The sequence below is a fragment of the Dyadobacter psychrotolerans genome, from assembly GCF_004349265.1.
GTDB classification, from domain to species: domain Bacteria; phylum Bacteroidota; class Bacteroidia; order Cytophagales; family Spirosomataceae; genus Dyadobacter; species Dyadobacter psychrotolerans.
The window spans coordinates 187,937-212,133 of sequence record NZ_SMFL01000012.1; the positions used below are offsets into that span (position 1 = coordinate 187,937).

Genomic DNA, 24,197 nt, shown 5'->3' on the forward strand with positions numbered 1-24,197 from the left:
TTTGTTAGTCAATTGTACAATCTTAATGTACCCAGCCTGATTTTTGGGTTGGGTATTTTTCTAAAACAGTAATTCCGATGATCACGACGGCTAATTCTCTCGATATAACATCAATCAGAAATGATTTTCCAATATTAAATGAAATTGTAAACGGAAAACAGCTGGTATATTTTGATAATGCGGCAACAACCCAAAAACCACGATTGGTTCTTGATGCATTGTCGGGATATTACGAACACTACAATGCCAATATTCACAGGGGAATTCATCACCTTGCTGAAAAGGCAACAGGAGCGTTTGAAGAGTCACGCCGCCGTTTGCAGAAATTTATCAATGCGCCGCTTTCTGAGGAAGTAATTTTTACTTACGGCACAACGGATAGTATTAATCTGGTAGCGCAGACCTATGGTCGCAGGTTTCTGAAAAAAGGTGATGAGATAATCATCAGCACGATGGAGCATCACTCCAACATTGTGCCCTGGCAAATGCTTTGTGAAGAAAAAGGCTGTATCCTTAAAGTGATTCCGATCAATGATGACGGAGAACTTTTAATGGACGAGTTTGAGAAAATGCTTAGCGAGCGTACCAAATTTGTTTCTGTTGTGCATGTTTCCAATGCCTTGGGAACGATTAATCCGATAAAAGAAATCATTGCAAAAGCCCATGCGGTAGGAGCGAAGGTGATGATTGACGGCGCCCAGGCGAGCTCACATCTTGCCATTGATGTTCAGGATTTGGATTGTGATTTTTATGGACTTTCGCTTCACAAAATTTATGGTCCAACCGGAATGGGAATTCTGTTTGGCAAAAAAGAACTGCTGGATGCAATGCCGCCATACCGTGGTGGTGGAGAAATGATCAAGGAGGTGACTTTTGCCAAAACGACATACAACGAATTGCCTTATAAATTTGAAGCAGGCACGCCAAATATTGCTGACGTTGTTGCAGCTAAATTTGCTTTGGATTACGTTGACAATCTGGGCAAGGAAAATATAGCTGGCCATGAAAATGATCTTCTCGAATATGGTACACAGGCTTTAAAAGAAATAGAAGGACTTAGAATTATAGGCAATGCGAGGGAAAAGGTGAGCGTAATTTCTTTTGTGATTGACGGCATTCATCATCAGGATATAGGTGTTTTGCTGGATCAGCAGGGAATTGCTGTTCGTACGGGACACCACTGTACTCAGCCTTTAATGCAGCGCTTTGGAATAACAGGAACTACGCGCGCCTCTTTTGCTGTTTACAATTCGATTGAGGAAGTTGATTTACTGATCAAGGGTTTGCATAAGGTGAAAAAAATGTTGGGTTGATTTGAACGATACACCGAGATTCATTATCGGCATGTGCTCAGAGTGCGTTTTATTCGTTGGAAAGATTAATCTTCACTGAGATTGACTTTAAAAATTCATTAATATGGAAACTATTCCTAAAAGTACGCTGATTCATTCAATTACATCAATGCCCGATCATATCAATGTGGAGGATGTGATTGAGCAGATTATTTTGCTTTCTAAAATTGAAAGATCCCGTAAACAAATTGATAACGGAGAATTCGTTCAAAATGAAGAGGTAAAGCAATCTTTTGGAAAATGGCTGGAGTAATTTGGTCTTTTGAGGCACGGCAGGATCTTGATTCGGTTTTTTTAAAATTAGCTGCGGATTCCCAAGTATATTCAAAGAAATAGATCAATGAAGTTTTCAAAAAATTAGAACTGGTGGAAAAATTTCCAAATATGGGAAGAAAGGTGCCGGAATTAAGGTGACCAGTATTAGAGAGATTTTTGTTGGAAGATACAGGATTCTTTATAACATATCGAAAAGCGAAACCATTGAAATTTTGGCTGTAAGACATTCATCAAAGCCATTATAAGAAATTTAAAATGACAATAAACGAAGCACAGGACGAACTAATTGAGGATTTTGATTTGTTTGATGAATGGGAAAGCAAGTACGAGTACATTATCGATCTCGGTAAACAGCTTCCTGATCTGGACGAAAAATATAAAACTGATGCAAATATCATTAAAGGATGCCAGTCGCTTGTTTGGCTGCATGCTTACATGGATGGTGAATTGTTGAAGTTTGAGGCCGATAGCAATGCTATCATTGTTAAAGGGTTGGTAAACATGTTGGTTAAGGTGCTTTCAGGACACACTCCTGAAGAAATAGCTAAGGCAGATGTTTACTTTATGGATAAGGTCGGTCTACATCAGCATCTTGCCCAAACCCGCTCAAACGGACTGGCTTCCATGTTAAAACAAATGAAGGCATACGGAGTTGCCTACCAGGCCCGGCCGGAAGTGCAGAAATAATTGTTAATTGAATACTTTAATAGCTAACCGCTAAAATAATGTCAGAATCTGAGTTACGCGAAGAAGTGGTAAAGGCGATTAAAACCGTATATGATCCTGAAATTCCTGTGGATGTATACGAACTTGGCCTGATATATGATTTAAAAATATTTCCTGTTAACAATGTCTTCGTTTCGATGACTCTGACTTCGCCATCCTGCCCGTCAGCTGGCACGCTGCCAGGAGAAGTGGAACAAAAGATCAGGGAAGTGGAAGGAGTTAATGATGTGAGTTTAGAGCTGACATTTGACCCTCCATATACAACTGAAATGATGTCCGAGGAAGCGAAGCTTGAACTTGGGTTTATGTAAAATGGCTTTCGGCTGTCAGCAATCGGCGGTCGGCATGCCTTGGATTAATTTTGAATTACAACAGCTAATGGCCACTGGCTAACAGCGTATAGCTAAATAAATAACTTTAAACTTAGAAATTATGTATCCTCCACACATGGTGGCGCCGATGAAAGCGGAATTGGTAAATGCCGGCTTTCAGGATTTAACAACTGCAGAAGAAGTAGATAACTTCATGCAAAATACAAAAGGAACTGCTTTGGTTGTAATCAATTCAGTTTGCGGCTGTGCAGCTGGTGCTGCCCGTCCAGGCGTTCGTTCAGCATTGACACGCAGCGAAATCAAGCCAGATCATCTTGCAACTGTATTCGCGGGAGCGGATTTGGAAGCTGTGGCAAAAATGCGTGAGTATACTTTGCCATACCCGCCATCGTCACCTGCAGTAGCGCTTTTCAAAGACGGAGAGTTGATCCATTTTGTAGAACGTCATCACATCGAAGGTCGTTCAGCAGAAATGATTGCTCAACATTTGCAAATGGCATTTGAGGAGTTCTGCGCAGAAGAGGCGTAATTCTCTCAATACAAAATTGTTTTACGGCTGCTTTCGATTAAATTTGAAAGTAGCCGTCTCTTTTTATGAAGGTTTTAGTACTGAACAATTTGTTCAGCAGGATATAAATGGCTTAATTAAAATTTTCCATGCGCGGACATCGTTTCACCAAGTTTGTTCCAGCTGAGCAAAACGGTAATAACAAATTCGATCAGTTGTTTGATATTTTTCAGCAATTGTTACTCATGACTTCCGGTGATGTGAGTGAGGCTATGTCGTGGCTGAGTGAACTCGACCGGCAATACACACTGACCAATGATTCTTATGGTATCGGCGACTTTTTCGATGACCTGAAAAAGAAAGGATACATCTCCGAAGAAAAAAAGGACGGTGAGAGTAAGATCATCATGACGCCAAAGGCTGAGAAAAGCATTCGCAAAAGTGCTTTGGATGAGATTTTTGGTAAACTCAAAAGATCAAAATCCGGTGGTAATCATCATACACCGCATCTTGGATCAGGCGATGAGCTGAGCAGTGACATCCGTGAATTCCAGTTTGGCGATACGCTGGATCAGGTTGCCATGACTGAATCCATCAAAAATGCGCAGGTTAACCATGGTATCGGTGATTTTGTGCTGATGGAAAAGGATCTGGAAGTTGTTGAACGCGAACAGAAAACAACGACTTCAACAGTAGTAATGATCGATATCAGTCATTCCATGATTTTATATGGAGAGGATCGGATTACCCCTGCCAAGAAAGTAGCGCTTGCACTGGCTGAACTTATCCGGACAAAGTATCCCAAAGATTCACTTGATATCATCGTTTTTGGAAACGATGCCTGGCAGATACAGATTAAAGATCTCCCGTATCTGGAAGTCGGTCCGTACCACACCAATACCGTAGCCGGACTGGAACTGGCCATGGATATTTTACGCCGTAAAAAAACGCGGAACAAGCAGATTTTTATGATTACGGATGGTAAGCCAACTTGCCTGAAAGAAGGAATCCGTTATTATAAAAACAGCTTTGGTCTGGACAGGAAAATTATAAATAAAACACTGACCTTAGCTGCGCAGTGCAGAAAGCTGGATATTCCTGTGACAACGTTTATGATCGCCACCGATCCATATCTGAAACAGTTTGTGCAAAACTTTACAGAGATAAATAACGGCAGGGCTTATTACAGTAATCTTCAGGGTCTGGGAGGTTTCGTTCTTGAAGATTTTCAGCGGAACCGGAGAAAGAATGTAAAGTAGGTTTTTGCTGTGAGATGTAAAATGTGAGATGTGAAATGGACTACACGTTTTTCCATTTCACATCTTCCTTCTCACATTTTACTGAAAATCACTGTTTCCCTACCGATATCATATTTGCAAATAATCTGTAAGCTCCGGTAACGCCAGCCGGAAGTTCACGAAAGAAGGACAGGCCCGTATAGATGTAGTGGCCTTTGCCATATTTGGCATATAAAACACTTCCTTCCTTAATAGTTTCACCTGTGTCGTTTCCTGAGAAAAGAGCCTGGTAATGCGTTTTATCCCATTCCTGGGCAAAGTATAAACCACGTTCCTGGATCCACCCGTCAAAATCTTTCTGCGTTATCTTATTTGGATAGTTCAACAAAGCGTGATCGGGAATTAAAAACTTGATTGCTGCATTTTCTTCTGCTATCCGGTCTCTCCCGGTTTCCAGGGGGTATGGTCCGAGTGAAGCCACGGTTTGTTCGCCGGGAATTGTATACTGAACAACCATGGTGCCGCCATTCTGCACGTAATCCATCAGTTTCGCCTGATAATGAGAAAGCATTGCCACAGTATTGTACGCACGAACACCCACAACAATCGCCTCATATCCACTCAGATCTTTTTTTAGTTCACTTTCATCCAGCATGGTTACCTGACAGCCGATTTGTCTTAATGCAGTTGGGACATCGTCACCTGCACCGGCGATATATCCGATCTTTTTAACCGTTGTTCGCACATCAATTTTAGCAAGTTTTGCTTCGGACGAAGGAAATAGCGTCTGGCTTGGAATGTGATGGTACGCAATGGTCCTTATTGCTTTACTGTAGGTTTTACTATCCAGCGTGGCAACCGCTTTTAGTGTCGCTTCCTGGTTTTTGGCTGGAGGCGTTATTTTAAAGGAAAAGTTTTGAACCTGATACTTTTCTGCAATACTAAATTCAGCCGATGCCGGCTCAGATTTCCAGCCTGCAGGAAGTTCAAGTTTTACATTCCCTTTTATCTTATCTTTTTCTGCTTCAACGACTACACTCACCATTTTTGGTTCAACAGAGGAGAAAATGAATACAGGCTCGCTCACGTTGGCCGTAACTGCCGGACGGATCTCAAAAGGACGGTAAATTTCTCCTTCGGCGGGATCGGTAAACTTGTAAATCCAGGGCCTGGTATAAGTAAATTTTTGTCCATCAACTTCAAACACAAACTGTGTCAGCGTTTCCGGCCGGTTTTCAGGATAACCAATATCCTGCTGGCTGTCTATTTGAAACAATCCTTTATCAATTGGTTTTTCGAGCCAATAAGGCTGGCTTATTTTTAAAGTCGCAGGCAATATCGTTTTAATCGCGAAGTTGTTTGCCTGACCTTTTTGCAGGTCAAGATTTAACGTGCTGTCCGCAGTTTTACCTGTCCAATGCAGGGCAATAAGCTTTACGGGGTAAGCTGTATTTTTAACAACTGATATTTTTACATTGGTAAGATCTCCCGGAACTGCTGAAAAATCTTTGGGGTTTGTTTCAAACCAGATTCCAAGACACTGGACGATCAGATCCTGAACTTCTTCTTTTTTTGTTTTAACATATAAATCCGTTGAATCAAGACTGGCTAATCCCTGGTACAATTTCAGTAAACCCGGCACCGACAAAGACGGATCGTTTACAGAATAATTTTTTATTAAATCAGAGACCATCAGCTGAACTGCGGCACTTCCGGAAACCCGTTTCCATGTTAAATCTATCCCATCAAAAAGATTCTTTTCTGCTGGTGTCCCGGCTTTGTGAAGAAAATAATCGACTCTTTCACCTCTTGCCGGCGCGCTTCCAAAACCCTGGCTTTTATGCTGACTACGACTTAAAGCTGCTATTTCTGCATATGATTTGCCCAAAATCGGGCTGTAACCGCTTATTTCTAAAGAAAGGAAAGGAGCCTTTTCTTCTGCCGGTGCTCTGTTGGTAAAGCCTGGTGAAAATGTATTCCACACTAGTCTCTTCGCCTGCCAGGTTTTTACAAATTTTAACTGATCAGGAAAAGCTTTTGGATCTGCCGCCATGCTGAATGCTTTTTCTGCGAGGTAAGCGGAAGTCTGATGGTGACCGTGACCTGCGCGCGGATCGGGAGGAAACCTGGTGATGACTACATCCGGCTGGAATTTACGGATGATCCAAACCACATCGCCCAATACCTTCTCCTGATCCCAGAAATTTAATGTTTCATCGCGTGTCTTGGAAAAGCCGAAGTCGTAAGCGCGGGAAAAAAACTGCTGTGCACCGTCAATTTTTCTAGCGCCAAGTAGTTCCTGTGTTCTGATGACACCGATGTTATATCCCTGCTCGGCTCCAATCAGATTTTGTCCGCCGTCTCCGCGTGTCAATGCCAGATATCCGGTCCGGACCATCTGATCTTTTGACATATAGGAAAGCATCAGGGTATTTTCGTCATCCGGGTGGGCGGCAATATGAAGCACTGATCCTACAACGTTTAATTTTTTTATGTTTTGAAAAATTTCGGCGGAGGAAAGAGAAGGAACCTGTGCCTGGGAATAGAAGGATAAAAGTGCAAGCAGAACAGTAAATAATTTTTTCATGTAGGAATAAATAAATGTAAAGTTTATTGGCGTTCGCAGAAAATAGGAATCATACAGTTCTTGTTAGGACATAATCGTCAAAACACTCATAGTTTATCAGGATCTTGTCTTTAAGATCATAATTTAGAATAGTAACTTCAATTATACCAATTTGGTTGCGTGTGAAATTGGATATATGGATATCTTTTTTTAAGTCTAAATCCATTATACCACAATATTTGAACGCACTTTCCTTCCCTGACCAAATAATATGTAACATCAGATTGTCTTCTTTATCTACCCATTTATTTTCTTCCTGACTCAGAAAAAAGTCAGAGCCGGTACTGATAGCGGGTTTTATTTTTTGAATATCAACACCCACAGGTTTTTTGTTATTCAGGTACACACAGGCATATTCTGCTGAATGAGAAATAGAAATTTCAAATACTTTGTCATCAAAATAGGGCCGGCCGTTACTGTCATATTTAATTTCAAGATCGCCAGCTGTCATCGCTTTAAGGAGATTACGGCAGGCAAGCCACTCTTTTTTTCGCGCGTCGTTTTTTTTTGACTCAAAAGTATGTCTTTCATTTTCTGATAAACGCAGCGATGCAAGCAGCTCCTGTACAGATTCGTTTATATGCCACAGCCCGAGTATTGAATTTTCAGTTGGTGTTTTTATATAAGCGGTGCTCATTTTGTTGTAATTTTATATTTTCAAATGAAAGGATGTAAATTTTAACCTCCCGTAAGTCAGAGAGACATCAGTTAGGCAATACAGCTTTTCAGGTTACATTTAGTTCAATATGCTTCCAAAAAATAAAATTCTCCGAAGGCTTATCAAATTCTTTGGTGCATTTCTTCTCCTAATTTTAATACTTTTCGGATTATTCCTGTGGCGGATCAAGGTACCTGTTCCGGAGTTTGAAAGCAATAAAACAGTTCAAAGTTACGAACGGATCCAGGTTGCTCCCAATCATTTTAAGGTCAACAACTGCTGGCTTAAAAAGAACAAATACGGAATCTGGGAAATGTATCTGGAAGGTCCTCCTTATGAACGTGGCCTTATTTATGGCATTCTGTCAAAGGAGCTCATGGAAAAACAGGAGGTTTATTTTGTGAACCAGATTAAGGAAATGATTCCCGGTAGTTTTTTTCTTCAAATCTTAAAAGGTTTCGTTGGCTGGTTTAACCGTGATATCTATAAGTACATACCTCTTGAAAATCAACAGGAAATTTACGGCGTTTCACAATCCTTTTCCGATCAGTTCAACTACATTGGCCCGAAGTATTACAGGATTTTAAATTACCATGCTGCACACGATATCGGTCATGCACTAACCGACCTTAACATGGTTGGCTGTACTTCGTTTGCGGTCAGGAATTCGTTGTCAAAAGATTCCTCGCTGCTGATTGGCCGCAATTTTGACTTTTACATGGGTGATGCTTTTGCCGAGGATAAGCTGATCGTTTTTATGAATCCGGATAAGGGATACAAATTTGCTTCCTACGCCTGGGCGGGTCTGACGGGAGTTGTTTCCGGAATGAATGAAAAGGGAATAACGGTAACATTAAATGCTTCAAAATCAGACATTCCCTATTCTGCAAAAGAGCCGATTTCTCTGCTTGCAAGGGAAATTCTGCAATATGCCGGAACGATTGAAGAAGCCAATGCGATAGCACAAAGAAGGGAAACATTCGTGTCGGAGTCTTTACTGATAGGGTCAGCTCATAACAACAAGGCGGTGATTATCGAAAAATCTCCAAAAAAAATGGACGTTTTCGAATCCCAAACGGATGCTTTGATCTGTGCGAATCATTATCAGGGCAAAGCCTTTATTGGAGATTCGGTAAACATCAACAATGTTAAAGATTCGGATTCAAAATACCGTTATGACCGCATGAATGAGCTCATGGTAAACTCTTTTCCCCTTGACGTAACAGAGGCGGCAGGTATCTTGAGAAATAAAGAAGGATTGAAAGATAAATTCATCGGTTACGGCAATTCAAAATCGCTCAACCAGCTGATCGCACATCATGGCATTTTGTTCAAACCTACCATACACAAATTGTGGATATCCACGCCGCCTTATCAGCTTGGAGAATTTATTTGTTACGATCTGAACGACGTGTTCGCGCATTCCCAAAACTTTGGATCAATTGATTCGCTCGCGATTAGAAAGGATAATTTCCTGAATACAGATGAATATAAGAAATTTGAAGCATTTAAAGGTATTAAGCAGAAAATCAGCAGGTTTGTAATGCTGGATATTCCGTTTACACTGACTGCAGAGACAGAAAAGTCTTTTATTAATAATAATCCGGAAAGTTATGTAACCTATCTTTCGTTAGGGAATTATTATGAAAAAATGAAGGAAGAAATCAAAGCGAAGCAGTATTTCCGGGAAGCGCTCAAACACGAAGTTTCATCCGAAAACGAAAAGAAAGCAATTATAAAGAAGATAGAATCATTGGAAAATGACTGATAACTTGTCCTGAAACTGCTTAGCCCATCAACTATGGGTAACGCCCGTTTTATTTTTAGACTGCCCTGAAAGGGCTAAACCTCTCAACGATGGGCAACGCCCATCGCTATAACTAGGATGATGGGCAACGCCCGTCGAACATTAGCTGCAAGCACTACCATGACAACCACACCAAATCAAACCGAAAAGTTACGAGAACTTCTTCTGTATGTATCCGAACATTCAGCCTATTACCAACAGGTATTCCGCGGTAGCAATATTGAAATTAACTCAATAAAAGAAACATCGGATCTAACGCAGCTGCCTTTTACGGCCAAGGACGATCTTGCCAGGCAGAACGACGACTTTCTTTGTGTTCCTAAAAGCAAAATCACGGATTTTGTAACAACTTCCGGCACGATGAGTGACCCGGTCGCATTTTATCTTACCGATTCTGATGTGGAGAGACTTGCAACGAACGAGGCACAATCGTTTCGCTGTGCAGGTGGAAGTGAAAATGATGTTTACCAGTTAATGACAACGATCGATAAGCGTTTTATGGCTGGTCTTGCTTATTGGATGGGAGCACGCAAAATGGGCGCAGGTATGATCAGGGTAGGGCCGGGAGCTCCGTTTCTGCAATGGGAATCCATTCAGCGCTTTTCACCAACGGTTCTTATTGCGATTCCTTCTTTCATTCCAAGATTGCTCGATTATGCTGTCGCCAATGATATTGATTTTAAAGCATCCGGGGTGAAATCAATTATCTGTATTGGAGAACCGATCCGAAATGCTGATTTTACGCCAAATGAACTGGGGAAAAGAATTACTTCTCAATGGGATGTCAAGCTTTATTCAACCTACGCATCAACCGAAATGGGCGCTGCATTTACAGAATGTGAAATCGGGAACGGCGGGCATTTGAATGAAGACTTACTGATCCTTGAAGTTGTCGATGAAGATGGTCTGAATGTAGGTGAAGGTGATTTAGGTGAAGTAGTGGTTACCACATTAGGTGTTGAAGGAATGCCGCTGATACGATACAAAACCGGTGATTTGTGCCATGTTTATTATAATCCCTGCAGCTGTGGAAGAAGTACTCCTCGTTTAGGCCCGGTCGTTGGTCGGAAACAGCAAATGATTAAGTTTAAGGGGACCACCATTTTTCCTCCTGCTTTGTTTGATGTGCTGGATATGGTGAAGGAAATTGAATTGTATCAGGTTGTTATTTCAAAAAATGAGTACGGGAATGATGAGATAACCATTCTTCTGCCATTGCAGTTACAGACCGCGGTTTTTAAAGAAATGCTTCATTCGCTGTTTAAATCGCGGCTTCGGGTATCGCCGATTTTGGAGTTTATTACCGCTGAAGAACTTACCTTTCGAATATATAAACAGGAAAAACGCAAACCTGAAAAATTGATATATATTTGATGCGACTATTATCCATCAAATAAAATCAGAATGAAAAACTTTATTTATGCGGCCGCAATCGCTTTTACGGTTTGTGGAGCCAGTGAATCTTTTGCTCAAAAAGTAAACCTTGAATCGGGAGACGTTGCTGTTTTGTCCGGACAGAAAACGGTCAATATTGAATACGACTACTCAGAATTCGGAGTAGGTAAATTTGCGACAGAAAAAGAATATCTTGATAAAAAAGCAGCCGAATATAACACTAAGGAGCCCGGTAAGGGAGATGCCTGGAAAAAGACGTGGGTAGACGACCGCAAAAACCGTTATGAACCAAAATTTGAAGAATTATTTAATAAGGGACTCGAAGACAAAGGATTGACGGCTGTTCATGGCAGACCGGATGCAACTTACACCTTTGTTGTTCATACCAAGTTTGTGGAGCCTGGTTTCAATGTTGGCGTTATGAGAAAAAATGCAACGGTTGATTTTGAAATTGATCTTGTAGAATCTGCAAATAAATCGAAAAAGATAGCTGAGATTTTAATGGCAAAAGTTCCCGGCGGGCAGTTTGGAGGATATGATTTTGACACCGGCGTAAGGATCGCCGAATCTTATGCAAAAGCAGGCAAATCGCTGGCCGCTTTTCTTGATAAAAAACTCAAATAGAATAATAGTCCGTCGTGACGGCAGGATATGTATTTAAATTAATGGTTATGAAGAAGTTATTAATACTAAGTTTTTTCGTCGTTCTGAGCGGACGGCTTTTTGCACAAAATACAATGGCCGACCTGTTTAGCGGTAAGGCCAAAGTTGTTTTTCTGGGATTAGATTTTACGCAGGCTAAGTACATCGGCAGCGCAGGTTTTATGGATGCTGCGGCAATTCAGAGCCAACACATGGTGAGTTGGAACAACCTGATAGAGTTCGAGCCTAAAAAGTTTTCGCTGGTTAAACCATTGAAATTGAAGGAGGAACAATACGTCGCAAAAGTGGGTGATATGATCAAACACAACAAATCGGCGAATGTAGCAGATAACATCATCAACGAAGAGTATAATCTTACAGAAGATCAGGTAAGAAAAGCCGTGTCAAAATATTCTCTTAGTGAAAAAGACGGAATCGGCGTGGTGTATGTTGTAGAAAGCCTGAGTAAAACGGCAGAAAAAATGACTGCCTGGGTTACGTTCATCGATTTGAGTTCAAAGAAAATACTTTTGACAGAGAAAGTTGAAGGTAAAGCGGGTGGTTTTGGCTTCCGGAATTATTGGGCAGGTGCTGTCTATAAAATCAATGAAAACATCGGTTCGAAATATTATAAAAAGTGGAGTAACTCTTCCAAATAATATAAAATAAGAAATACTTTCTTATTTTCAGGGTGCAAAACCGGTTTTAATATTGCAATATTTATCGTGAGCTGTGAGCTGTTTTCCTTTTGGAAGCCGTTCACAGCTTACTGTTTTAAAGATAAACTGTCACCGTGACCATCAGACCAGCAGCCGTTTTTATTGTTATTTTTTTACTAAATACCGCATGCAGTAAAATGCTTTTCCGTTCTGCGGAGAAGACATTTCAGAAAGATCTGGTTAATCAGCCTTATGATGTGATCATCGTGCCAGGCTTTCCCTACAATGGTGAGAACTGGGACCGGACGTTAAAAATGAGAATCAATTGGGCGAAGTTTCTCTATGATAAAGGTTACACTAAAAATGTGATTTTCTCCGGTTCTGCGGTAGCTACAAAATATATTGAGAGCCGGGTGATGGCCAATTACGCAGAGGCCATGGGCATTCCCCGAACAAAATTATTTACGGAAGAAAAAGCGGAACATAGTACAGAGAACGTTTATTATTCGTACCGATTGGCCAAGGAGCAGGGTTTTACCAAAATTGCACTTGCAACGGATCCGTACCAAACCAGCTATATGCGAAAGTTTATCAGGAACTTCGAATTGCCCGTTTATCTCTTGCCTACAGTACTCGATACGCTCAGGATATTGGATATGCCGGAACCAAAAATTGATGTATCAAATACAATTCAGGCTAACTTTGTCAAACTTACGGACAGGGAAAATTTTTTTCAGCGTTTCAGAGGCACCATTGGTCGTTATATTGCATGGCATGAAGAGGACCTTAAAAAGAAAAAGTACCGAAGAAGATATAAAGACAGAATGATACCTTCTTCGGCGATTACCAGACAACCATAATTATTTCGAATGAAAAAAGAAATGTCGGCGATTGAAGCCAAGTATGAAGCGCAAAAAATAGCATTTGGTCCCATGTTTTTTCAATCGGTGATTGCACTGAGGGATCTGGGCATTTTGGATTTTATAAACAGCCACCGCAAGGGAGTCAGTATTGATACAATTGTTGAAAAACTGGATGTTTCTGAATATGGAGTTCATCTGCTGATTGAAGCTGCCGAAGTTTTGGGAGTAGTTGAAGTGGTTGCAGATAAAGTGAAAATTACCAAAACAGGTTTTTTCCTTTTAAAAGACGAAATGACCCGCATCAACGTCAACTTTATGAATGACGTTTGTTATCTGGGCGCAAAGTCGATGACGGAAAGTATTAAAAAGGGAAAACCGGAAGGCCTGAAAGTTCTTGGTGACTGGCCAACAATATATGAGGGTTTATCTATCCTGCCCGAACCTGCGAAAAAGTCCTGGTTTGATTTTGATCATTATTATTCTGATGGTGCATTTCCCGAAGCACTCAAAATCGTTTTTAAAAATAGGCCTAAAACGATATTTGATATTGGCGGAAACACCGGGAAATGGTCTTTCGCATGTTGCGCACACGACCCCGATGTGAGGATAAAAATACTTGATTTGCCCGTTCAGCTTAAAGTGGCGAAACAAAATGCTACGGAAAAAGGACTGCTGGAGCGTATCGACTTCCATGCAATAGACCTTTTAAATACAGAACAAAAAATTCCTCAGGGGGCTGATGTCATTTGGATGAGTCAGTTTTTAGATTGTTTTTCCAAAGAAGAAATTGTTCAGATACTGAAAAATGCATGGCAGGCCGCTTCACCGGAAACAACACTCTATATTCTGGAACCGTTTTTTGATAATCAAAACTTTCCTGCGGCGCAATATAGTCTGGTGGCGACTTCGCTTTATTTTACAATTATGGCCAATGGCAACAGTAAGATGTACAGCATTAAAGTCATGAAAGAATTGGTAGCCCAGGCAGGTTTTGAGGTAGTAAACACATATCCTTTGATCGGTGACAGTTACCATTCTGTTCTCGAATGCCGTAAAACCATTGAGGCATAATTAACAGTATTTCCTATCTTTGTGATCAGGAAATCGTAATTTAGTTATGAAAAATATAACCTTTGTTTCGATTTTTTTTCTGGGTGTTCTTTGCTCTTTCAATTCAGATGCGATTGACAGAAAATCTTTTTACGCGGCGCTTTCGGGACATTCGGAGGAAAGTATCGATAGAGAAATAGCCAATTTGGGTATAGGTAAAAAGACATCTTTTTCAAGGGCCTACCTTGGAGCAGCACAAATGAAAAAGGCTGATTTTTTAAAAGCAGCAGGCAACAAAGTTAAGCTTTTTAAAAAAGGTGCTTTCTCGTTGGAAGAGGAAATAAAGGCAAATTCCGGTAATACAGAATATCGTTTTCTTCGGCTAACCATCCAGGAAAACGCGCCGAAGATTTTGAAGTATAACAAAAACATCGACGAAGACAAAAAGGCAGTTTTGGCTGGTTACAGCAAGTTAGAACCGGATTTGAAAGAAATTATCAGAAATTATGCGGGAAGTTCCAAAATTATAAATGTGGATGACTTAAAATAAATTGGCATCTGAGTAACGAATCTGAATGAATAGTTGAATGAAAAAGGTGCTTGTAATTAATTATTCGCAGTCGGGTCAATTGCATGAAATCATCAACAATTTCCTGAAACCTTTTGACACTGCAGAAATTGAAAGGGTATACATAAAGCCGGTAAAGGATTTTGCTTTTCCGTGGACGGAAGATGTATTTTATAACACCATGCCGGAATGTGTTACAGAGGAAGCTGTTGCGTTGGAGCCCATTGAATACCAATCAGATAAATATGACCTGATTGTGATCGGATATCAACCCTGGTTTTTGTCTCCATCCCTGCCGGTGACTTCTATTCTTCAGGATCCTGCTTTTCGGCAGAAAATGAAAGGTACACCTATCGTCACAATCATTGGCGGCAGGAATATGTGGCTTAATTCTCAGGAAAGTATCAAGTCTTATATCAAACAGGCAGGCGGTATTTTGGTAGGAAACATTCCCCTGATGGACCGTGAGCCAAACCTGATCAGCGTGCTCACAATTTTTCACTGGATGTTAACAGGGAAAAAGGAAAGAAAATGGAATCTGCTGCCTGTACCCGGAGTGAGCCAGAAAGACATTGATGGTGCTGATAAATTTGGATCCATAGTTAACTCAGCGCTTGATCAGGGCAACTTTACAGGATTACAAAAAAAATTGCTTTCTCTTGGTCTGATCAATATTCCTACGGATATCTGGTTTATAGAAATGCGAGGGAAAAAGATTTTCAGGATCTGGGCCAATTTGATCAAGAAAAAAGGAACTACCCCGGAGAAGAGAAAGTTTTATGTTAACTTATTTAAATATTATCTTTTGACTGCCCTTTTTGTGGCGTCGCCTATTATTTTGTCGGTGTACTTCATTTTGATTGCCCCTTTTAGCCAAAAGTCTATCAGGAAGGCAAAGGACTACTTTTACGATGTAGCGTGATGTTCTTAAGAAAATTTTGGCTAAATCATTATACATCAACTTATTAAATTATTAATACCAAATATTAAAATGTCAGAAGCGTATATTACCAGGGTTTCCAGGTTTGTTCCGAATGAAGCGGTTGCCAATGAGGACATGGAAACGTATTTAGGATTTATAAATGGTAAATCTTCCAAATCCAAAGCAATTGTTTTAAGAAATAATAAGATTAAAAGTCGATATTACGCATACACCAGAGAAGGAATCCCTACGCATACCAACGCCGAAATGGCTTCTCTGGCTGTAAAAGAATTATTTTCTCAAAATCCTGATGAAATTAAGGAGATAGATCTGCTAAGCTGCGGAACGTCGAGTCCCGATCAGATCATGCCTTCACATGGAGTGATGATACATGGCTGGCTACCCGAAACAGGTTCAATTGAAGTTGTTTCACCATCAGGTGTTTGTTGTGCCGGCATGCATGCGTTGAAATATGCTTACATGTCTATTAAACTGGAAGACAAGAAAAAGGCGGTTGCCGCTGCTTCGGAAAGATTTTCTCCGTCATTACGTTCTGATCAGTTTGAAGAAGAAGTACAGCAGCTGATCCGTTTGGAACAAAATCCTTACGTTTCTTTTGACAAAGATTTTCTGAGATGGATGTTATCCGACGGCGCGGGAGCGTTTCTTGTTGAAGGAAAACCAAATGAAACCGGAGACTCTCTACGTATCGACTGGATTGATGGCTGTTCTTTTGCCAACGAAGAAGAAGCCTGTATGTACATGGGTGCCCACAAGCTGGACGATGGTACGCTGAAAAGTTTCAAGGATTATTCCAATGAGGAGATTCTTGCCAAATCTGTTTTTAGTATCAAACAGGATGTTAAGCTGTTAAGCGAAAAAATCGTTAAATTAGGATTCAATAATTTAAAAAGAATATTGGATGCTAAAGGCGCAACTATGGACGACGTGGATTATTTTCTTCCACATATTTCCAGCTATTTTTTCGAAAGCAAAATAGAAGAAGTTTTAATAGAAAATGGAATTCCGGTTCCCAAGGAGAAGTGGTTTACCAATCTGGCAACGATGGGTAACGTCGGTGCTGCATCCATTTATATGATGGTAGAAGAATTGTTCACCAGCGGAAAACTGAAAAAAGGAGAGAAAATACTATTGGCGGTGCCGGAAAGTTCCAGATTTTCATACATGTTTTGCCTGATGACAGTTGTCTGATAAAGTCCTTTTATTTTTGACATCTAAACTTTACTCAGAATGAAAAAAGAAGATCTTCCGCAGGAGCCTGGTGCACTTTCAAGGCTGACACGTGAATTGTGTTATGTCAAAAATGAGGATGGGAAGTATGAGACGGCTTTGAGTAAAGGCTGGGATGTGAAAAAAGACGCGTTGGACAGCGCATGGGACAATGTCAATGATCGGGTAGAAGAAGCCAGACAGGCAGTAGTAAGCGGCGAAAAAAGCCCCGTATACTATTTTATGGAACTGCGTCTGATGGATCTTCCGGTACTTTCAGGTTACACCGGGTTTTTTCCTTTTTTTATAAAAAGACACTTTAAACCGTCTGTATTTAAAAACCTGAGCGAGAGGAAACTGGAAAAATACGCCGCCGCTTTTGATGTGTCGGTCAACGAATTGAAAAATTTTAAAGGTTAAGAAAGTGGATACCGATTTACGGATAGAAGAATTTAACCACGTACAAACAGCACACTGTGAAAACGGCGTAACAACAGCATTGCTGCGTTACCATGGCCTTGATTTTATGACGGAGCCTCTGGCATTTGGAATGGGGTCTGGTCTTTTTTATATACAAATACCATTTTTGACAATAAACAATGGTCCTGCCATTTCATTCAGGACTATGCCGGGAGCTATTTTCAAAAGAACCTGCAAATCACTTGGCGTTGAAGTGTCACGCAAAAAGTTTAGCGATCCGGCCAAGGCTCAGTCTTTTCTAAATCAAAAGATCAACGAGGGCGTTCCGGTAGGTTGTCAGGTGGGTGTTTTTCATCTGACCTACTTTCCAAAAGAGTACCGCTTTCACTTTAATGCCCATAATCTGATTGTTTATGGGCGTGAGGAAAACAACTATCTGATCAGTGACCCGATCATGGAAGATGTTACAAGCTTGTCTCCGGAAGAACTTTCGCGCGTAAGGTTTGCACAGGGGCCGCTTGCACCAAAAGGACATATTTATTTTCCTGAAAAAGTCGGCATCATTACCGATGATCTAATTCGCAAAGGAATTGTAAAGGGTATTAAACGAAATGTACGGGATATGCTGAACATTCCCGGCAGTTTCGCAGGCGTGGACGGTATCAGGCATACATCCAATCAGATCCGTAAATGGCGCGATAAGTTAGGCCTTAAAAAAGCCAGTTTATATCTGGGACAAATAGTTAGAATGCAGGAAGAAATTGGCACGGGAGGCGGCGGATTTCGTTTTTTATATGCAGCGTTTTTAGAAGAATCAGCTGCCTGGTTGAAGGATGACAGGCTGATGGGTGTTTCGGAAGATTTCACCAAAGCGGGTGATCTTTGGCGGGCAAGTGCAATAAAAATGGCTGGTGTTTACAAAGGACGGCTTACCGAACAAAAAGATTTTGAAGAAATTGCTGACATGCTGCTTAACATCCGGTCTGTGGAAAAAGAAGCATTTCAAAGGCTTGCCAAGCTGAACCTGGGAAAGTGAGACCGGAAATAAAATGAAAACACTTCCAGGTATTGAGATACTGCACGTTTCTCAAAAATACAAATCATCCCGGGATAATACGCTCACGGACATTTCGCTTACCATCAACCGTTCTGATGTTTTTGGCCTTCTTGGACCAAACGGGGCTGGTAAAACGACACTAATTTCAATTCTTTGCGGCATCATTCCACCTTCGTCAGGCGAAATTGGATTTTATCTGGACGGCAGGATTTTATCTGAATCTGAACGAAAAAGGGTGATTGGATTTGTTCCTCAGGAATATGCTTTTTATGAAGAGCTAAGTCCCCGTCAAAATCTGGATTACTTCGGAGCGATGTACAATCTGCCAAAAGGCCAGCTGGAAATTCGCCGGGAAGAACTTTTGGAAACGCTTGGTCTTCTAAAATCGGCCGATAAAAAAGTCAGTACTTTCTCGGGTGGAATGAAAAGGAGGGTAAACCTGGCGATTGGTATTATTCACCAGCCGGGCATACTGTTTTTGGACGAACCAACGGTAGGCGTAGATGTACAAAGTAAAAACGCGATTATCCGTTATCTGCAGGAAATTAACCGGCAGGGTACAACGATTGTTTACACTTCACATCACATGTCCGAAGCCGAGGAGTTTTGTAATCGCATCGCACTGATTGATCATGGAAGAGTGATCTCTGAAGGATATTTAGTGGATTTAAAGACCGAAAACAATGTTCTGGATTTACAGTCTCTTTTTATCAAGTTGACTGGAGAGGAGTATAGAGACTAATTTATGTTTAAAGTTTATTCATCTGTACGAAAGGAATTACTGCTACTGCTCAATGATCGGGTGGGGTTGTCACTGATGTTTTTAATGCCGCTGCTGCTCGTTTTTATCATAACCATTATTCAGGATGGCGTTTACAAAGTGGTAAACGAGAATCAGATTTCTTTACTTGTATTAAATGAGGATAAGGGTAAGCAGGGCAGTAAACTGGTTTCAGTTTTACGGGAATCGGGTCTATTTAAGATTGATACATTAGGTGGCTCAGGAAAGAAAGGTTCACAAGAGTCCCTTAAATCTGAATTACTGGCTAAGGGAAAAATGATCGCTTTGTACATTCCGCAGAAGTTTACCAGTGGACTTGAAATTAATGCAGGACAAGTAAGCCGTATTTTGATGGACGATCTGGGACTTGAACATGATTCGGTCCAGGCGAAAACCGCTGAAATACCGGCTCTTTCGTTTTATCATGATCCTGTACTTCAGCAAAATTATACCTATTCGATAATGGGTATAATTCAATCTTATCTGAGTGTGATTGAAAACTCATTGATGATTGATAACATGTACACAACCATGGACATGGAAAATCAATCAGGAAGGCTGAAAGAGCGAATGATCAATAATCGTGTGAAAATTAATCCTGTTGTTGCAAGCAACAATAACTCAATGGCGGTTCCCAATTCTACCCAACATAATGTCCCCGCCTGGACAATCTTTGCCATGTTTTTTATGGTCGTTTCGCTGGGGAGTAATATTGTGAAGGAGCGGGTAAATGGAAGTTTTCTAAGATTAAAGACAATGCCTACGAGCTTTATGCTGGTGATGTTCAGTAAAATGAGCGTGTATGTCATGGTTGCTGTATTACAGGTAACACTAACATTTTCAATGGGTCTTTGGATTTTGCCACGCCTCGGTTTGCCTGAGCTGAGCCTGCCATCCAATGTTTTGGCATTTGCCTCGGTTGTTTTTATAAGCAGTATGGCGGCAGTAAGTTATGCCCTGATGATCGGTTCCTTTGCGCGTACCCAGGAACAGGCGAATGGTTTTGGAGCCATATCCATTATTATTTTTGGAGCAATAGGCGGAATTCTTGTGCCAACATTTGTAATGCCAGCTTTTATGCAGGTTGCCAGTAATTTCTCACCTTTGCACTGGTGCCTGGAAGGATTTTACATTTTATTTTTAAAAGGAGGAAGCTGGCAGGAGCTGGGCAAGGTATTTTTATTTTTGGGGATATTCATTTCGATCTGCCAACTTTGCACGTATTTTAAACTGAAGTTAGAAAAGATTATATAGTTAAGAAGACACATAAGGGCTGGAATCCGGCCTTTTAAATTATAAGCAACGGTAAAGAATAATACAACACATGGACATTGAAAGCCTTAAGCCTGTTATTAAAGGGCAAATAGTACAATATTTAAATTTGTTAGATGTAAACCCTGAGGATATCAAGGATGACGAACCGCTTTTCGGAGGTGATCTTGGTCTTGATTCGATCGATTCTCTTGAACTTGTAGTTCTTCTTGAAAGAGAGTACGGAATAAAAATCAATAATCCGGCAGAAGGCAGAAAGATTCTGGTTGATGTAAATCACATGGCGGAATATATTTTAGCCCATACTAAAACTGCCTGATATGTCGATAAGGGTCGTGGTGACGGGCATGGGCATCATCAGCGCAATTGGTGAGAATCTTTCTGAGAATTATGAGAACCTCCGGCATTCACGGAGCGGAATTTCACAAGCGACCCATTTTGAATCAGTCTATACCGCCAGCTTACCTTTTGGAGAGGTAAAAAAGAGTAATGAGGATTTGAAGCAGGATCTTCATCTGGAGTCAGAGCCCGGTTTTACAAGAACCTGTCTTTTAGCTGTTAACGCTTTTAAAGAGGCGATTAAGCAGGCAGGTTTATCAAATGAAGAACTTTCTGCTTTAGATACTGCATTGATTTCCGCCAGCACTGTGGGAGGAATGTGCCTTACCGATCAGCTTTATCAGGATGCCAATAATCATTCCGAGGGATCTGAATATCTTAGCGCCTACGGTTGCGCGGCTCACACGCTGAAGTTGATCGACCGGTTTAAAATTAAAGGTTTTACAAATACCATAAATACGGCGTGCTCTTCATCAGCAAATGCAATTATGCTGGGTGCAAGGCTTATCAAATCGGGGAGGGCAAACAGGGTAATTGTCGGAGGGGTAGACAGCCTGGCCAAATACACTGTTAATGGTTTTAATGCACTTAAAATTCTTTCAGCTTTCCCTTCAAAGCCGTTTGATCAGGACAGAGACGGACTGAATCTTGGAGAAGCAGCAGCCTATCTGGTGTTGGAGTCTGAAGAGATTGCCGGAGATAAAAAAATATACGCTGAAATTGCCGGTTATGGAAACGCCAACGATGCACATCATCCTTCGGCTATGTCTGATGAGGCAACGGGAGCGATCACTTCCATGCTCGAAGCGTTGAAATCGGCTAATATTTCAGCTGATCAAATTGACTATGTCAATGCGCATGGAACCGGTACGCCAAACAATGATCAGGTAGAATTTTTTGGACTCACAAAGATATTTAAAAAGCTTCCTGCCTACAATTCGACCAAATCCTACACTGGACATACGCTGGGAGCAGCAGGTGCGGTGGAAGCGGTATTTAGTATTTTGAGCATTCTGCACTCGGAAATTTTTGCGGGTTTAAATGTGGATAAACCTATTTCCGGTGATGATCCGGCTATTTCTGAATTTCGTCAAAACGTTTCTGTCAATCACGTTTTATCCAACTCATTCGGTTTTGGAGGGAATTGCACATCACTTGTTTTGAGTAAATACCGTTCTTAATTTTTCATGAGTTCTTTCAGGATCTTTTGGGCCGCGACCGAAATGACGGTACCTGGTCCAAAAACGCCTTTCACACCCGCATCGTAAAGGAACTGGTAATCCTGTGCCGGAATGACTCCCCCTGCAATTACCATGATATCTCCGCGTCCGATTCTTTTAAGTTCGTCAATAAGCTGCGGAACCAATGTTTTATGCCCTGCTGCCAGGCTGGATGCGCCGACGACATGAACATCATTTTCTGCAGCCTGAACAGCTACTTCCTGTGGGGTTTGAAATAGCGGACCAATGTCTACATCAAAACCAAGATCAGCAAAGCTTGTGGCAATTACCTTGGCTCCGCGGTCATGGCCATCCTGCCCCATTTTTGCAACCAGGATTCGGGGGCGCCGTCCGTCAAGCTCTGCAAACTGATCGGACATAGCAAGGGCAAGTTTAAAATTTTCGTCATCAGATGACTCAGATTGGTAGATACCCGACACGGCACGAATGGTTGATTTGTATCTTCCGAATTCTTTTTCCATAGCATCCGAAATTTCACCTAAAGTAGCTCTTTTACGGGCAGCATCCACAGCCAGCGACAACAAATTGAATTCCATATTTTTCCCTCCGTTTGCACGGCAGGCTAACGTGATCATATTGAGCGCAGCATTTACTTCTTCGTTGTTCCTGTCTCTCTTAACCTGCTTTAGACGGTTAATTTGCGTTTCCCTGACGGTATTATTATCAACCTGCAAAATTTCAAGCTGCTCTTCGGTCCTAGTTTTGTATTGGTTTACCCCCACAACGATATCCTTTCCTGAATCAATCCGTGCCTGTTTTCTGGCCGCTGCTTCTTCGATCCGCATTTTCGGCAAACCTGTTTCAATCGCTTTGGTCATTCCGCCCAGGCGTTCAACTTCTTCGATTAATTCCCAGGCCTTGTCACAAAGTTTGTTCGTAAGAGATTCAACATAATATGAGCCGCCCCAGGGATCAACGGCCTTGCAGATATCCGTTTCGTGTTGTAAAAACAGCTGTGTATTGCGGGCAATCTGAGCTGAAAAGTCGGTGGGCAAAGCAATGGCCTCGTCAAGTGAATTGGTGTGCAGGGATTGCGTGTGCCCCATTACTGCGGCCATGGCTTCAATACAGGTACGGGCTACATTGTTGTAGGGGTCCTGTTCAGTGAGGCTGTATCCGCTGGTTTGACAATGTGCACGCAGCATCAGGGATTTATCCGATTTGGGATTGAATTTTTTGACAATTTTAGCCCACAACATTCTGCCTGCCCGCAGCTTGGCAATCTCCATAAAATGATTCATTCCGATACCCCAGAAGAAAGATAATCTCGGAGCAAAATCGTCGATATCCATGCCCGCTGCAATTCCGGTGCGAATGTATTCAAGTCCGTCTGCGAGCGTATAAGCCAATTCGATGTGTGCCGGTGCGCCTGCTTCGTGCATGTGATAGCCACTTATACTGATCGAATTGAACTGTGGCATAAACTGCGTAGCGTAGGCAAATATGTCACCCACGATGCGCATCGAAGGCGCCGGCGGATATATGTAGGTGTTACGCACCATAAACTCTTTCAAAATATCGTTCTGAATTGTCCCGGAAAGTTTATCAGGTGAAACGCCCTGCTCTTCCGCAGCGACAATGTAAAATGCCATGATCGGGATCACAGCGCCGTTCATAGTCATGGAAACAGACATTTTGTCCAGAGGAATCTGATTAAATAGAATTTTCATATCCTCAACCGAATCGATTGCTACGCCGGCTTTCCCCACATCACCCGTAACCCTGACATGATCAGAATCATAACCACGATGTGTAGCCAGATCAAAAGCAACAGATAAGCCTTTCTGGCCACCTGCCAGGTTACGGCGGTAAAAGGCATTTGATTCTTTCGCTGTGGAGAAACCGGCGTATTGCCTTATGGTCCAGGGTCTCTGGAGGTACATACTGGCATATGGTCCACGCAGGAATGGTGCTTTGCCGGCGCCAAAAGACAAATGTCCGGCTTCTTCGAGGTCGTCTTTGCCGTAAGACGCTTTTAGTTTAATTCCTTCAGAAGTCGGAAAGGGTTTATTCTGTTGTTTTTCTTCAAAACGGCTTTCTTCCGTCAATTCTTCCGATAGGTTAATGAAGTCAGGTTTCATGAGTTGCAGGGGTTGTATTCCAAAGCCTTGCCAGGTTTCTTTTAGGTAAAAGGCGTAACGTACCAGCATAAACTTCATCAGGGGGGCGTATCTCCGGATGAACCGGCGAAGTTTTACGATCCGGGACATATTTATTCACCCCAACCATCACACG

The 24,197-nt window shown here is 41.5% G+C and carries 25 protein-coding genes; 22 read left to right on the top strand and 3 right to left on the bottom strand.

The genetic code is table 11. The features are described from left to right. Positions 1 to 77: 77 nt before the first annotated feature. From E0F88_RS26075 to E0F88_RS26105, 7 genes are all read left to right on the top strand, one after another. Positions 78 to 1,313: a cysteine desulfurase gene (locus tag E0F88_RS26075; protein WP_131961227.1), complete on the top strand. Its 1,236-nt coding sequence runs from the start codon at positions 78 to 80 to the stop codon at positions 1,311 to 1,313. Between the two features lie 103 nt (positions 1,314 to 1,416). Beyond that, the gene (locus tag E0F88_RS26080) at positions 1,417 to 1,605 is read left to right on the top strand and encodes a hypothetical protein (protein ID WP_131961228.1); all 189 of its coding nucleotides are present in this window, start codon (positions 1,417 to 1,419) and stop codon (positions 1,603 to 1,605) included. Positions 1,606 to 1,762: 157 nt separating this feature from the next. Next, positions 1,763 to 1,873 (top strand): type II toxin-antitoxin system RelE/ParE family toxin, encoded by a 111-nt coding sequence (locus E0F88_RS34855; protein WP_165940152.1) that lies wholly within the window; start codon positions 1,763 to 1,765, stop codon positions 1,871 to 1,873. A 10-nt stretch (positions 1,874 to 1,883) separates the two neighbouring features. Further along, positions 1,884 to 2,315 (top strand): SufE family protein, encoded by a 432-nt coding sequence (locus tag E0F88_RS26090; RefSeq protein WP_131961229.1) that lies wholly within the window; start codon positions 1,884 to 1,886, stop codon positions 2,313 to 2,315. 38 nt (positions 2,316 to 2,353) lie between these two features. Continuing rightward, on the top strand, positions 2,354 to 2,665 hold the full coding sequence (locus E0F88_RS26095; protein WP_026631607.1) for an SUF system Fe-S cluster assembly protein: 312 nt from the start codon (positions 2,354 to 2,356) through the stop codon (positions 2,663 to 2,665). Between the two features lie 121 nt (positions 2,666 to 2,786). Next, on the top strand, positions 2,787 to 3,215 hold the full coding sequence (locus tag E0F88_RS26100; protein WP_131961230.1) for a BrxA/BrxB family bacilliredoxin: 429 nt from the start codon (positions 2,787 to 2,789) through the stop codon (positions 3,213 to 3,215). A 128-nt stretch (positions 3,216 to 3,343) separates the two neighbouring features. After that, positions 3,344 to 4,453, top strand: a complete 1,110-nt coding sequence (locus E0F88_RS26105; RefSeq protein ID WP_131961231.1) for a vWA domain-containing protein — start codon at positions 3,344 to 3,346, stop codon at positions 4,451 to 4,453. An 88-nt stretch (positions 4,454 to 4,541) separates the two neighbouring features. Here E0F88_RS26105 and E0F88_RS26110 read toward each other — a convergent pair whose 3' ends face one another. Both E0F88_RS26110 and E0F88_RS26115 read right to left on the bottom strand, forming a co-directional pair. Beyond that, positions 4,542 to 7,019, bottom strand: a complete 2,478-nt coding sequence (locus E0F88_RS26110) for a PIG-L family deacetylase (RefSeq protein WP_131961232.1) — start codon at positions 7,017 to 7,019, stop codon at positions 4,542 to 4,544. 49 nt (positions 7,020 to 7,068) lie between these two features. Further along, positions 7,069 to 7,695 (bottom strand): 4'-phosphopantetheinyl transferase family protein, encoded by a 627-nt coding sequence (locus E0F88_RS26115; RefSeq protein WP_131961233.1) that lies wholly within the window; start codon positions 7,693 to 7,695, stop codon positions 7,069 to 7,071. 109 nt (positions 7,696 to 7,804) lie between these two features. Here E0F88_RS26115 and E0F88_RS26120 point away from each other — a divergent pair, with 109 nt between their 5' ends. The 15 genes from E0F88_RS26120 (at position 7,805) to E0F88_RS26190 (ending at position 21,902) form a co-directional block, all read left to right on the top strand. Next, positions 7,805 to 9,484 carry a C45 family autoproteolytic acyltransferase/hydrolase gene (locus E0F88_RS26120; protein WP_131961234.1) on the top strand — a complete coding sequence of 560 codons (1,680 nt, stop codon included), beginning with the start codon at positions 7,805 to 7,807 and terminating at the stop codon, positions 9,482 to 9,484. Between the two features lie 159 nt (positions 9,485 to 9,643). Then, a complete protein-coding gene (flxY, locus tag E0F88_RS26125) occupies positions 9,644 to 10,897 on the top strand; it encodes a flexirubin biosynthesis putative acyl-CoA ligase FlxY (RefSeq protein ID WP_131961235.1) in 1,254 nt (417 codons plus the stop codon). A 30-nt stretch (positions 10,898 to 10,927) separates the two neighbouring features. Continuing rightward, positions 10,928 to 11,542, top strand: coding sequence for a hypothetical protein (locus tag E0F88_RS26130; protein WP_131961236.1), 615 nt, complete (start codon positions 10,928 to 10,930; stop codon positions 11,540 to 11,542). 47 nt (positions 11,543 to 11,589) lie between these two features. Then, entirely contained in the window at positions 11,590 to 12,219 is a 630-nt protein-coding gene (locus tag E0F88_RS26135; RefSeq protein WP_131961237.1) for a hypothetical protein, read from the top strand. Between the two features lie 134 nt (positions 12,220 to 12,353). Next, positions 12,354 to 13,079 carry a YdcF family protein gene (locus E0F88_RS26140; protein WP_229213918.1) on the top strand — a complete coding sequence of 242 codons (726 nt, stop codon included), beginning with the start codon at positions 12,354 to 12,356 and terminating at the stop codon, positions 13,077 to 13,079. A 9-nt stretch (positions 13,080 to 13,088) separates the two neighbouring features. Further along, positions 13,089 to 14,153: a methyltransferase gene (locus E0F88_RS26145; protein ID WP_131961238.1), complete on the top strand. Its 1,065-nt coding sequence runs from the start codon at positions 13,089 to 13,091 to the stop codon at positions 14,151 to 14,153. 46 nt (positions 14,154 to 14,199) lie between these two features. After that, positions 14,200 to 14,682, top strand: a complete 483-nt coding sequence (locus E0F88_RS26150) for a hypothetical protein (protein WP_131961239.1) — start codon at positions 14,200 to 14,202, stop codon at positions 14,680 to 14,682. Positions 14,683 to 14,719: 37 nt separating this feature from the next. Next, a complete protein-coding gene (locus E0F88_RS26155; RefSeq protein WP_131961240.1) occupies positions 14,720 to 15,622 on the top strand; it encodes a hypothetical protein in 903 nt (300 codons plus the stop codon). A gap of 69 nt (positions 15,623 to 15,691) precedes the next feature. Next, on the top strand, positions 15,692 to 16,834 hold the full coding sequence (gene darB / locus E0F88_RS26160; RefSeq protein WP_131961241.1) for a dialkylresorcinol biosynthesis protein DarB: 1,143 nt from the start codon (positions 15,692 to 15,694) through the stop codon (positions 16,832 to 16,834). Positions 16,835 to 16,873: 39 nt separating this feature from the next. Next, on the top strand, positions 16,874 to 17,272 hold the full coding sequence (gene DarG, locus E0F88_RS26165; protein WP_131961242.1) for a flexirubin biosynthesis protein DarG: 399 nt from the start codon (positions 16,874 to 16,876) through the stop codon (positions 17,270 to 17,272). 4 nt (positions 17,273 to 17,276) lie between these two features. Next, complete coding sequence (darH, locus tag E0F88_RS26170; protein ID WP_131961243.1) at positions 17,277 to 18,308, top strand: BtrH-related acyltransferase DarH; 1,032 nt, start codon at positions 17,277 to 17,279, stop codon at positions 18,306 to 18,308. A 13-nt stretch (positions 18,309 to 18,321) separates the two neighbouring features. Then, positions 18,322 to 19,071, top strand: a complete 750-nt coding sequence (locus tag E0F88_RS26175) for an ABC transporter ATP-binding protein (protein ID WP_131961244.1) — start codon at positions 18,322 to 18,324, stop codon at positions 19,069 to 19,071. A gap of 3 nt (positions 19,072 to 19,074) precedes the next feature. After that, positions 19,075 to 20,364: an ABC transporter permease gene (locus tag E0F88_RS26180; protein WP_131961245.1), complete on the top strand. Its 1,290-nt coding sequence runs from the start codon at positions 19,075 to 19,077 to the stop codon at positions 20,362 to 20,364. 70 nt (positions 20,365 to 20,434) lie between these two features. Further along, on the top strand, positions 20,435 to 20,701 hold the full coding sequence (locus E0F88_RS26185) for a phosphopantetheine-binding protein (protein WP_131961246.1): 267 nt from the start codon (positions 20,435 to 20,437) through the stop codon (positions 20,699 to 20,701). Between the two features lies 1 nt (position 20,702). Further along, on the top strand, positions 20,703 to 21,902 hold the full coding sequence (locus tag E0F88_RS26190; RefSeq protein WP_131961247.1) for a beta-ketoacyl-[acyl-carrier-protein] synthase family protein: 1,200 nt from the start codon (positions 20,703 to 20,705) through the stop codon (positions 21,900 to 21,902). On the opposite strand, the gene scpA is transcribed toward E0F88_RS26190, so the two are convergent. Continuing rightward, complete coding sequence (gene scpA / locus E0F88_RS26195; protein ID WP_131961258.1) at positions 21,899 to 24,043, bottom strand: methylmalonyl-CoA mutase; 2,145 nt, start codon at positions 24,041 to 24,043, stop codon at positions 21,899 to 21,901. The two genes, E0F88_RS26190 and scpA, sit on opposite strands and share 4 nt — an antisense overlap. Between the last annotated feature and the right edge of the window lie 154 nt (positions 24,044 to 24,197).